Source organism: Kocuria dechangensis (genome assembly GCF_014636775.1).
GTDB classification, from domain to species: Bacteria; Actinomycetota; Actinomycetes; order Actinomycetales; family Micrococcaceae; genus Kocuria; species Kocuria dechangensis.
In genome coordinates this window covers 256362-268055 of record NZ_BMEQ01000004.1, presented here as the reverse complement: position 1 = coordinate 268055, position 11694 = coordinate 256362, and the positions used below count along the sequence as shown (strand labels likewise).

Here is an 11694-nt window from a genome sequence, read left to right as displayed (position 1 = left end):
CCAACCTGATGCACACCCAGCCCGGGGAGAACCCGTTCAACCAGAAGCGCCGGCACGGGGAGTTCCAGGCGATCACCGGCTCCGAGCGCGGGGCGGCCTACTTCGCCGAATCCTACACCGGCTGGCCGGAGAGCTGAGCGGCGGGACCCGGCGCCGCCGGGCCCGTCCGTGCTCCCCCTGCCCATGTGACACCAGAATAGTTCGCACAGTGAACACATGTGCGAATGATGTACCCGGTGCGCTATCCTCGGAGGGATCTCCGCAGGCGGCGCGCCGCTCACCGCAGCCGCGACCGGCCTTCCATCCGGTCCGGCAGCCACTTCGCGACAAAGGAGTTGATCCATGACCGACAAGGACCAGGGTCCCGAGGAGGCCTTCGTGCACCTCACCCCGAAGGGCCCGGATGACGCGGCGGACACGCAGGCGGACCTGAATCAGGAAATGGCCCGGATCACGGAGCAGTACGACGCCTCGGGCGCCCCCGAGACGCAGCCGCGGCTGGACTACGCGCCCTACCGCAGCTCGATCCTGCGCCACCCCACCAAGGATCCCCACCACACGGACCCCGAGACCATCGAGCTCTACGCCCCGGCCTTCGGCGAGCGGGACGTGCACCGGCTCGAGTCCGACCTCACCATCCAGTCCGGCGGGGAGCCCATCGGCGAGCGGATCAAGATCCGCGGCCGCGTCCTCGACGGCGACGGCCGGCCCGTGCGCAACCAGCTCGTGGAGATCTGGCAGGCCAACGCCGCCGGCCGCTACATCCACAAGCGCGACCAGCACCCGGCTCCCATCGACCCCAACTTCACGGGCGTGGGCCGCTGCATCACCGGCGACGACGGCTCCTACGAGTTCGTCACCATCAAGCCGGGCCCGTACCCCTGGAAGAACCACCACAACGCGTGGCGGCCCGCGCACGTGCACTTCTCCCTGTTCGGCACGGACTTCACCCAGCGGATGATCACCCAGATGTACTTCCCGTCCGACCCGCTGTTCGCGCTGGACCCGATCTACCAGTCCATCGTGGACCCGAAGGCCCGCGAACGGCTCGTGGCCGAGTACGACCACGACGTCTCCGAGCACGAGTGGCTGCTCGGCTACAAGTGGGACATCGTGCTCAGCGGCTCCAACCGCACCTGGACGGAAGGCGACTCCAATGTCTGAGAACTCTTCGAACACCAAGCTCGTCGCGACCCCGGGCCAGACCATCGGGCCGTTCTACGGCTACGCGCTGCCCTTCGAGAAGGGCGAGCAGCTCGTGCACCCGGCCCACCCGAAGGCGGTCCGCCTGCACGGCGTGGTCACCGACGGCCACGGCGCCGTCGTCCCCGACGCCCTGCTGGAGATCTGGCAGGCCGACGAGAACGGCGCGGTGCCCACCGCGGACGGCTCGCTCGTGCGCGACGGCTACACCTTCACCGGCTTCGGCCGCGTGCCGGTCGACAACGTGGGGCACTACACCTTCACCACCGTCGACCCGGGGCCGACCGAGCCCGGCAAGGCGCCGTTCATCACCCTGACGGTCTTCGCCCGCGGCCTGCTCAACCGGCTGTTCACCCGGATCTACCTGCCGGAGGACACCGAGGCGCTGGCGAACGACCCGCTGCTGAGCTCCCTGCCCGAGGACCGCCGCCGGACCCTGGTCGCCGAGCGCGAGGCCGACGGCTCCCTGCGCTTCGACATCAGGCTGCAGGGCGAGGACGAGACCGTCTTCCTGACGTACCCGAACCTCGAGAAGTGACCCGCCGGCGCAGGGGCTCCGGCCGCACCGGCCGGAGCCCCTGCGCCGCCGTCCGTCCGCGGTGCGCCCGCGCGAGGACGGCGCCGACGCACGACGACACCCCGGCCGCCCGGCCGGACGACTTCCCAGGAGAACGCGCATGACCGACGTCGGGCTGCTCAGCCCCGGAGCCCACCGGGGGGCCGAGCGCACGGACGACACCGCCGTGCTCCAGGCGCTCCTCGACGTCGAGGCCGCCTGGGTCGCCGCCCAGGCGCGCGCCGGCCTGGCCCCGGACGCCGCCGCGTCCTCGGCCCGCGCGGCGGCCCGGGCCGAGGACTACGACGCCGCCGACGTCGCCCGGCGCGCCGAGGGCGGGGGCAATCCCGTGATCCCGCTCCTCGCCGACTACCGCCGCCGGCTGGGGGAGGTGGACCCCGACGCGGTGCGCTGGGTGCACCGCGGCCTCACCAGCCAGGACGTCATGGACACCGCCGTGATGCTGGTCGTGCGCCGGGCCGCCGAGCCCCTGGCCCGCGACCTCGGGCGGACCCGCGACGCGCTGGCCCGCCTGGCCGACGCCCACCGCGGCACCGTCCAGGCCGCCCGCACCCTCACCCAGCACGCGCTGCCCACCACCTTCGGGCTCAAGGCCGCCTCGTGGCTGGCCGGCCTCCAGGACCTCGAGGAGGACCTGGCCGAGCTGGACCGACTCCCCGTCTCCTACGGCGGCGCGGTCGGCTCCCTCGCTGCGAGCCTCGCCCTCTTCCCCGACGCCCCGGACGCCGCCGAGCGCGCCCTCGACCTCGCCCGGCTCTGGGCCGAGGAGCTCGGCCTCGCCCTGCCCCCGCACGTCTGGCACACGACCCGCCGTCCCGTGCTGCGCGCGGGGGACACCCTCGCGGCCGTGTGCTCGGCCCTCGGGCGGATCGCCAACGACGTCCTGCTCCTGAGCCGCCCCGAGCTCGGGGAGCTGCGCGAGCCGGCGGCCGAGGGCCGCGGCGTGTCCTCCGCCATGCCGCAGAAGCAGAACCCGGTCCTGTCGGTGCTGCTCAAGCGCACCGCGCTGACGGCCCCGCAGCTGGCCGCCCAGCTCCACCTGGCGGCCTCCCTGTACGTCGACGAGCGGCCCGACGGAGCCTGGCACACCGAGTGGTCCGCGCTGCGGGAGCTCGCCCGGCTGACGGTCGCGGCGTCGTCGCACGCCGCGGAGCTGGCCCAGGGCCTGGCCGTCGACCCCGCACGCATGCGCGCCAACCTCGACGCCTCCGGCCCCGCCGTCCTGGCGGAGCGGATCAGCGCCGCCCTCGCGCCCCTGGTGCCGGCCGCGGACGGCGCCTCCGGCAAGCAGCGGGTCCAGGCGGTCGTGCGCGAGCACGCGACCGACCGCCCCGGCATGGTGGCCGCCCTCGTGCGGCTGGCCGCCGGCGCCGCGCGCCCGGAGGGCGCCCCGGTCGACGAGGCCTTCGTCGCCGGGCTGCTCGACCCCGCCGGGTACCTCGGCGCCAACGACCTGCTGATCGACCGGGTGCTCGAGCGGGCCCGCCGGTCCGCGAACGACCGTTCGACCACCCCCGGCGCGCCCGCCGGCACCACCGCCAGGAGCACCGCATGACCGTCCCCGTCCTCACCCTCGTCGAGTTCATCGACCGGCCGGCGCCCTCCGCGCAGGCCCCTCTGCTGGTCCTCGGCCCCTCCCTGGGCACGTCCGTGGCGTCGCTCTGGGCGGGCGTCGCCCGCCGGCTCGAGGGCGACGTGCGCGTCGTCGGCTGGGACCTGCCCGGCCACGGGGCCTCGGCCCCCACCGGCGAGCCGTTCACCGTCGCCGAGCTCGCCCGGGCCGTCCTCGAGGCCGTGGACCGCTACCGCGCGGCGGCCGAGACCGAGATCGAACGGTCGTTCTTCTACGCGGGGAACTCGATCGGCGGCTGCGTGGGCCAGCAGCTGCTCCTCGACGCCCCGGACCGGGTCCGCGCCGCCGCCCTCCTGGGCACCGCCGCCCGGGTGGGGGAGCCCGGCGCCTGGGCCGAGCGCGCCCGCCTGGTGGCCGCCGCCGGCACCCCGACCCAGGTGGTCGGCTCCGCCCAGCGCTGGTTCGCGCCCGGCTTCATCGAGCGGGACGCCGTGACCACGACCGACCTCCTGCACGACCTGCAGGGCGCCGACCGCTTCTCCTACGCCCGGGCCTGCGAGGCCCTCGGCGCGTTCGACGTCCGCGACCGGCTCGGCGCCGTCCGCGCCCCCGTCCTCACGGTGGCCGGCGCGCACGACGTCGCCACCCCGCCGGAGGCCGTCGCGGCCGTCGCCGACGCCGTGGGCGGGCGCGCCGTCGTCCTCGACGGCGCCGCGCACCTGATGCCGGCGGAGGCCCCGCAGGAGGTCGCGCGGCTCCTGGGCGAGCACTTCGCCCCCGGCCCCTCCCGTCCCGCAGCCCCTCCCGCAGATCCGCACGCCCCCGCGGCCGCAGCCCGCCCCGAAGGAGACCGAGCATGAGCACCGACCCCCAGCGCACCGAGCAGCAGGCCCACGCGGACGGCATGGTCGTGCGCCGCGAGGTCCTCTCGGACGCCCACGTGGACCGCGCCGAGGCGACCAAGGACGAGTTCACCGCCGAGTTCCAGGACTTCATCACCCGCTACGCCTGGGGTGAGATCTGGACCCGCCCCGGCCTGGACCGGCGGATGCGCAGCGCGATCACCCTGACCGCGCTGATCGCCGCCGGGCACTGGGAGGAGTTCGAGATGCACGTGCGCGCCGCCCTGCGCAACGGCCTCGAGCGCGAGGAGATCAAGGAGATCCTGCTGCAGTCGGCGATCTACCTCTCCGTGCCCTCCGCCAACAACGCGTTCAAGCACGCCAAGCAGGTCCTCGACGCCCTCGACGCGGCCTGAGGCCCGCGGGGCCGCCGATCCGCCCGGACCCGCTCCCGGCCCGCACAGGCCCACCCCGATCCAGACCCACCCCGATCCAGACCCACCCCGATCCAGACCCACCCCGACCCCGTGTCCGTCCGTGACCGACGAGCAACGACGCAAGTGAGGAACACACCATGACCGAGGCCTACATCTACGACGCCGTCCGGACCCCCTTCGGGCGCTTCGGCGGCGCCCTGGCGGGCGTGCGCCCCGACGACCTGGCCGCCCACGTCATCGGCGAGCAGGTCCGGCGCGCGTCCGCGCTGGACCCCGCCACGATCGACGAGGTCGTCTTCGGCAACGCCAACGGCGCGGGCGAGGAGAACCGCAACGTCGCCCGCATGGGCACGCTGCTCGCGGGCCTGCCCGTCGAGCTTCCCGGCACCACCGTCAACCGCCTGTGCGGCTCCTCCCTGGACGCCGCGATCATCGCCTCCCGGCAGATCAACGCCGGTGAGGCGGACCTCGTGCTGGTCGGCGGCGTGGAGTCCATGAGCCGCGCCCCCTGGGTGCTGCCCAAGACCGAGCGGCCCTACCCCGCCGGGGACATGACCCTCGCCTCCACCACGCTGGGCTGGCGGCTCGTGAACCGGAGGATGAACCCGGAGTGGACCGTCTCCCTGGGCGAGGCCACCGAGCAGCTCGCCGAGAAGCACGGCATCACCCGCGACCGCATGGACGAGTTCGCCTACCGCTCCCACCAGCTCACCCAGCAGGCGTGGGACGAGGGCTTCTACGCGGACCTCACCGTGCAGGTCCCCGGCACCGAGCTGACGCAGGACGAGTCCGTCCGTGCGTCCTCGACCGTCGAGAAGCTGGGCGGGCTCAAGACCGTCTTCCGCACGCAGGACGAGGGCGGCACCGTCACCGCCGGCAACGCCTCGCCCCTCAACGACGGCGCCTCCGCCGCCCTGCTGGGCTCCGAGAAGGCCGCCGAGCTGACCGGCCTGCAGCCCCTCGCCCGCATCGCCGGGCGCGGCGCCGCCGCCAACGAGCCGCAGTTCTTCGGCTTCGCCCCGGTCGAGGCCGCCAACCTCGCCCTGCGGCGCGCCGGGATCACGTGGGACGACGTCGCCGCCGTCGAGCTCAACGAGGCCTTCGCCGCCCAGTCCCTCGCGTGCGTCGACGCCTGGGGGATCGACCCTGGGATCGTCAACCGGCACGGCGGCGCCATCGCGATCGGCCACCCCCTCGGCGCCTCGGGCACCCGTATCCTGGGCACCCTGGCCCGGTCCCTCGAGGCCTCCGGGAAGCGCTGGGGCGTCGCCGCCATCTGCATCGGCGTGGGGCAGGGCCTCGCCGTCGTGCTCGAGAACCAGAACGCCTGAGAACCACCCGAGACCACCGAAGAGAGGCACAAAGCATGCTGAACATCGCAGACAGCTGCGCCCAGGCCGTGGCTGAGATCCACGACGGCGCCACCGTCATGATCGGGGGCTTCGGCGTGGCCGGCCAGCCCGTCGAGCTCATCGACGCGCTGATCGAGCACGGCGCCACCGGCCTGACCGTCGTGAACAACAACGCGGGCAACGGCGACGTGGGGCTCGCCCGGCTGATCCAGCTCGGGCGCGTGCGGAAGATCATCTGCTCCTTCCCGCGCCAGTCCGACTCGTGGCACTTCGACGCGAAGTACCGGGCCGGCGAGATCGAGCTCGAGGTCGTCCCCCAGGGCAACCTCGCCGAGCGGATCCGCGCCGCCGGCGCCGGCATCGGCGGGTTCTTCACCCCCACCGGCTACGGCACCCCGCTGGCGGAGGGCAAGGAGGCGCGCGAGATCGACGGCCGCCACTACATCCTCGAGCACCCCATCAAGGCCGACTTCTCCCTGACCAAGGCGCACATCGCGGACAAGGCGGGCAACCTCGTCTACCGCAAGACGGCGCGCAACTTCGGGCCGATCATGGCCGCCGCCGCCACCACCTCCATCGTGCAGGTCGCCGAGGTCGTCGAGCGCGGCCAGCTGGACCCCGAGGTCGTCGTGACGCCGGGCATCTACGTGGACACGGTCGTGCGGATCGACGCCCCGGCCCAGACCGACCCCCGAGAGGAGCTCTGACCATGAGCGAGCAGACCACCCACCAGCAGGCCGTCGCGGCCCTGCGGACCTCCGAGACCCCGCTGAACCACGACGAGCTGGCGAAGATCGTGGCCGCGGACATCCCCGCCGGCTCCTACGTCAACCTGGGCATCGGCCAGCCGACGCTGGTGGCCAACTACCTCAGCCCCGAGGACGACGTCACCCTGCACACCGAGAACGGCATGCTGGGCATGGGCCGCGAGGCCCAGGGCGACGAGGTGGACCCCGACCTCATCAACGCCGGCAAGATCCCCGTGGTCGAGACCCCGGGCTGCTCCTACTTCCACCACGCGGACTCGTTCGCCATGATGCGCGGCGGCCACCTCGACTGCTGCGTGCTCGGCGCGTTCCAGGTGGACCGCAAGGGCAACCTCGCCAACTGGCACACGGGCAAGCCGGACGCCATCCCGGCCGTGGGCGGGGCCATGGACCTCGCCACCGGCGCGAAGCAGACCTTCGTCATGATGACGCTGCTCACCAAGAACGGGCAGTCCAAGCTGGTGGAGGAGTGCACCATGCCGCTCACCGGCGTCGCCTGCGTCTCCCGCATCTACACCGACAAGGCCGTGTTCCTCATCGAGGAGGACGGCGTCGTCGTGCGCGAGACCTTCGGGATCGACTTCGACGAGCTCCAGGAGATCGTCGGCGTCCCCCTGCGGCCCGCCGCCCGCTGACCGCGCACCGGGCGGGGGCGCGTCCTGGCAGGACGCGCCCCCGCCCGCCCCGTCCCGTCCCGAGGAGCACCCATGACCGAGCCCGACCCGACCGCCCCCGAGGGCGAGCGGGGCACGTCCGGACAGTTCGTGCAGTCCCTCGCCCGCGGCCTGAGCGTGGTTTCCGCGTTCGACGCGCAGCACGCCCGGATGACCCTCAGCGACGTCGCCCGGCGCACCGGCCTCACCCGCGCCACCGCCCGGCGCTTCCTGCTCACCCTCGAGGAGCTGGGCTACGTCCGCACCGACGGGCGGCTGTTCGAGCTCACGCCCAAGGTGCTGCAGCTCGGCTACGCCTACCTCTCCTCCCTCTCCCTGCCGGCCCTCGCCGCCCCCCACCTGGAGGCGCTCTCGGCGCTCCTGGAGGAGTCCACCTCCGCCTCCGTCCTGGACGGCACCGACATCGTCTACGTCGCCCGGGTCTCCACCCACCGGATCATGACCGTCGCCATCGCGGTGGGCACCCGGTTCCCCGCCCACGCCACCTCGATGGGCCGCGTGCTGCTCGCGGGCCTCGACGACGCCCAGCTCGAGGAGTACTTCCGCACGGCGGCGCTGCCCGCCCTGACCGAGCGCACGCTCGTGGACCGCGCCGCGCTCGAGGCCGACCTGCGCCGCGTCCGAGAGCAGGGCTGGGCCGTCGTCGACCAGGAGCTTGAGATCGGCCTGCGCTCCGTCGCGGCCCCGGTGACCGACGGGTCCGGGCGCACGGTCGCCGCCGTCAACGTCTCCATGCGCGTGGGCATGCCGGGCACCGGCGCCACGGACCCGGTGCGCGACGTCGTCCCGCCCCTGCTCGAGTGCGCCCGCCGGATCTCCGCGGACCTCGCGGCCGCCGGCCGCTGAGCCCCCGGCTGCTGAACGTCCGGCCCCCGGTTTCCGGGGGCCGGGGCGGTCTGATAGGCTGTCGAGGAATTGCACGGTCATCCGCCGGCGCCAGGCGCGCCGACGGAACCGGGAAGATCAATGGCAGAACGGACTCGGTCCTCTGGCACGCTATGTGTGCCTGAATGCCATTCTTTTCGTCTGCCCGGGGACTCCCGGCGCCAGGACCGTGGTGATCGTCCGCCAGGCTTACCGTCAGCCCGCGCCCCGTGCCCGGCCCACGCCGGAGGGGCGGGGGAGCGGAACATCCCAGCGGGTCCTCGAACGACCCGCGCAACCAGGAGACACTGTGCCTACAATCCAGCAGCTGGTCCGCAAGGGCCGGACCCCCAAGGTCGTCAAGACCAAGGCCCCCGCGCTCAAGGGCAGCCCCATGAAGCGCGGCGTGTGCACCCGTGTGTACACCACCACCCCGAAGAAGCCGAACTCCGCGCTGCGCAAGGTCGCCCGTGTGAAGCTCAACGGCGGCATCGAGGTCACGGCCTACATCCCCGGTGAGGGCCACAACCTGCAGGAGCACTCCATCGTGCTCGTCCGCGGCGGTCGCGTGAAGGACCTCCCCGGTGTCCGCTACAAGATCGTCCGCGGCGCGCTCGACACCCAGGGTGTCAAGGGCCGCCAGCAGGCCCGTTCCCGCTACGGCGCCAAGAAGGAGAAGAAGTAATGCCTCGTAAGGGTCCCGCTCCCAAGCGCCCGCTCGTCGTCGACCCGGTGTACAGCTCCCCGGTCGTCACGCAGCTGATCAACAAGGTCCTCCAGGACGGCAAGAAGTCCACCGCCGAGCGCATCGTCTACGGCGCCCTCGAGGGCGTCCGCGGCAAGACCGGCGCCGATCCGGTCGCCACGCTCAAGAAGGCCCTGGAGAACGTCAAGCCGGCCCTCGAGGTCAAGTCCCGCCGCGTCGGCGGCGCGACCTACCAGGTGCCCGTCGAGGTCAAGCCCGGCCGGGCCCAGGCGCTGTCCCTGCGCTGGCTCGTCGGCTACTCCAAGCTCCGCCGCGAGAACACCATGACGGAGCGTCTGCAGAACGAGATCCTGGACGCGTCCAACGGTCTCGGTGCCGCCGTGAAGCGCCGCGAGGACACCCACAAGATGGCGGAGTCCAACAAGGCCTTCGCCCACTACCGCTGGTAGAATCTTTCAGGCCTGTCGGCCCCACACGGGCCGGCAGGCCGCCGGCACCATCTCCGAAAGGGAAACACCGTGGCACTTGACGTGCTTACCGACCTCAAGAAGGTCCGCAACATCGGCATCATGGCCCACATCGATGCCGGCAAGACCACCACCACCGAACGCATCCTGTTCTACACCGGTATCTCCCACAAGATCGGCGAGACCCACGATGGTGCCTCCACCATGGACTGGATGGCGCAGGAGCAGGAGCGCGGCATCACGATCACGTCCGCCGCGACGACCTGCTACTGGCACGACAACCAGATCAACATCATCGACACCCCCGGCCACGTGGACTTCACGGTCGAGGTCGAGCGCTCCCTGCGCGTGCTCGACGGCGCCGTCGCGGTCTTCGACGGCAAGGAGGGCGTCGAGCCCCAGTCGGAGACGGTCTGGCGCCAGGCCGACAAGTACGACGTCCCCCGCATCTGCTTCGTCAACAAGATGGACAAGCTGGGCGCCGACTTCTACTTCACCGTCGACACCATCATCAACCGCCTCGGCGCCAAGCCGCTGGTGATGCAGCTCCCGATCGGCTCCGAGTCCGCGTTCACCGGCGTCGTCGACCTGCTCACCATGAAGGCCTTCGTGTGGCCCGGCGACTCCAAGGGCGACGTCTCCATGGGCGCCAAGTACGAGATCGAGGAGATCCCGGCCGACCTCCAGGAGAAGGCCGAGGAGTACCGCAACCAGCTGGTCGAGTCCGTCGCCGAGGCCGACGACGAGCTCATGGAGAAGTACCTGGGCGGCGAGGAGCTGACCCTCGAGGAGCTCAAGGCCGGCATCCGGAAGCTCACCATCACCTCGCAGGCGTACCCCGTGCTGTGCGGCTCCGCGTTCAAGAACCGCGGCGTGCAGCCGATGCTCGACGCCGTCATCGACTTCCTGCCGTCCCCGCTGGACGTCCCGAACGTCGAGGGCCACGCCCTGAACAACGAGGAGGAGATCCTCTCCCGCCCGGTGGACTCCACCGCGCCGTTCTCCGCCCTCGCGTTCAAGGTGGCCACCCACCCGTTCTACGGCCAGCTCACCTACATCCGCGTGTACTCCGGCAAGGCCTCCAACGGCGACCAGGTGCTCAACTCCACCAAGGGCAAGAAGGAGCGCATCGGCAAGCTGTTCCAGATGCACTCCAACAAGGAGAACCCGGTCGACACCATCCAGGCCGGCCACATCTACGCGGCCATCGGGCTCAAGGACACCACCACGGGCGACACCCTGTGCGACCTCCAGAACCCGATCGTGCTCGAGTCGATGACCTTCCCGGACCCCGTGATCTCCGTGGCCATCGAGCCGAAGACCAAGGGCGACCAGGAGAAGCTCTCGGTCGCGATCCAGAAGCTCTCCGCCGAGGACCCCACGTTCACCGTGTCCCTCAACGAGGAGACCGGCCAGACCGAGATCGGCGGCATGGGCGAGCTCCACCTGGACATCCTGGTGGACCGCATGAAGCGCGAGTTCAAGGTCGAGGCGAACGTCGGCAAGCCCCAGGTGGCCTACCGCGAGACGATCAAGAAGGCCGTCGACAAGGTCGACTACACGCACAAGAAGCAGACCGGTGGCTCCGGCCAGTTCGCGAAGGTGCAGGTCGCCTTCGAGCCGATCCCGCTGGACTCCGAGGAGCTCTACGAGTTCGACAACAAGGTCACCGGCGGCCGCGTGCCGCGCGAGTACATCCCCTCCGTGGACGCGGGCATCCAGGACGCCATGCGTCTCGGCATCCTGGCCGGCTACCCGGTCGTGGGCGTCAAAGCCACGCTGCTCGACGGCGCGTACCACGACGTCGACTCCTCCGAGATGGCGTTCAAGATCGCCGGCTCGATGGTCTTCAAGGAGGGCGCCCGCCGGGCCCAGCCGGTTCTGCTCGAGCCGCTGATGGCCGTCGAGGTGCGCACCCCCGAGGAGTACATGGGCGAGGTCATCGGCGACCTGAACTCCCGCCGCGGCCAGATCCAGTCCATGGAGGACGTCACCGGCGTCAAGCTGGTCAAGGCGCTCGTGCCGCTGTCCGAGATGTTCGGCTACATCGGCGACCTGCGCTCCAAGACCCAGGGCCGTGCCGTCTACTCGATGCAGTTCGACAGCTACTCGGAGGTCCCCAAGGCCGTCGCCGAGGAGATCGTCCAGAAGAACCGCGGCGAGTAAGCACCACCCCTCGGCCCCGGCCGGGAATTTCATCAAACAACCACAGCCAAAGTAGACTTGCAGAGG

12 protein-coding genes are annotated in these 11694 nt (G+C 71.7%); all 12 read left to right on the top strand.

Annotated features, from left to right (window positions below):
• Window positions 1-342: 342 nt before the first annotated feature.
• Complete coding sequence (gene pcaH, locus IEW07_RS06335) at window positions 343-1164, top strand: protocatechuate 3,4-dioxygenase subunit beta (RefSeq protein WP_188535365.1); 822 nt, start codon at window positions 343-345, stop codon at window positions 1162-1164.
• Window positions 1157-1741, top strand: a complete 585-nt coding sequence (gene pcaG, locus IEW07_RS06330) for a protocatechuate 3,4-dioxygenase subunit alpha (RefSeq protein ID WP_188535363.1) — start codon at window positions 1157-1159, stop codon at window positions 1739-1741. Before pcaH ends, pcaG begins: the two co-directional genes overlap by 8 nt.
• Before the next feature lie 139 nt (window positions 1742-1880).
• Window positions 1881-3335, top strand: a complete 1455-nt coding sequence (locus IEW07_RS06325) for a lyase family protein (protein ID WP_188535361.1) — start codon at window positions 1881-1883, stop codon at window positions 3333-3335.
• The gene (locus tag IEW07_RS06320; RefSeq protein WP_188535359.1) at window positions 3332-4213 is read left to right on the top strand and encodes an alpha/beta fold hydrolase; all 882 of its coding nucleotides are present in this window, start codon (window positions 3332-3334) and stop codon (window positions 4211-4213) included. The genes IEW07_RS06325 and IEW07_RS06320 overlap by 4 nt, the downstream gene beginning before the upstream one ends.
• Window positions 4210-4611 (top strand): 4-carboxymuconolactone decarboxylase, encoded by a 402-nt coding sequence (pcaC, locus tag IEW07_RS06315; RefSeq protein ID WP_188535357.1) that lies wholly within the window; start codon window positions 4210-4212, stop codon window positions 4609-4611. The genes IEW07_RS06320 and pcaC overlap by 4 nt, the downstream gene beginning before the upstream one ends.
• A 158-nt stretch (window positions 4612-4769) precedes the next feature.
• On the top strand, window positions 4770-5963 hold the full coding sequence (locus tag IEW07_RS06310; protein WP_188535355.1) for a thiolase family protein: 1194 nt from the start codon (window positions 4770-4772) through the stop codon (window positions 5961-5963).
• Between the two features lie 35 nt (window positions 5964-5998).
• Window positions 5999-6691: a 3-oxoacid CoA-transferase subunit A gene (locus tag IEW07_RS06305; protein ID WP_188535353.1), complete on the top strand. Its 693-nt coding sequence runs from the start codon at window positions 5999-6001 to the stop codon at window positions 6689-6691.
• A gap of 2 nt (window positions 6692-6693) precedes the next feature.
• Entirely contained in the window at window positions 6694-7386 is a 693-nt protein-coding gene (locus tag IEW07_RS06300) for a 3-oxoacid CoA-transferase subunit B (RefSeq protein WP_188535351.1), read from the top strand.
• 72 nt (window positions 7387-7458) lie between these two features.
• On the top strand, window positions 7459-8271 hold the full coding sequence (locus tag IEW07_RS06295; RefSeq protein WP_188535349.1) for an IclR family transcriptional regulator domain-containing protein: 813 nt from the start codon (window positions 7459-7461) through the stop codon (window positions 8269-8271).
• A 328-nt stretch (window positions 8272-8599) separates the two neighbouring features.
• Window positions 8600-8974: a 30S ribosomal protein S12 gene (gene rpsL, locus IEW07_RS06290; RefSeq protein ID WP_062734959.1), complete on the top strand. Its 375-nt coding sequence runs from the start codon at window positions 8600-8602 to the stop codon at window positions 8972-8974.
• Entirely contained in the window at window positions 8974-9444 is a 471-nt protein-coding gene (rpsG, locus tag IEW07_RS06285) for a 30S ribosomal protein S7 (RefSeq protein ID WP_047803917.1), read from the top strand. The genes rpsL and rpsG overlap by 1 nt, the downstream gene beginning before the upstream one ends.
• 69 nt (window positions 9445-9513) lie before the next feature.
• Window positions 9514-11628, top strand: coding sequence for an elongation factor G (gene fusA / locus IEW07_RS06280; protein ID WP_188535347.1), 2115 nt, complete (start codon window positions 9514-9516; stop codon window positions 11626-11628).
• The last annotated feature ends 66 nt before the right edge of the window (window positions 11629-11694 follow it).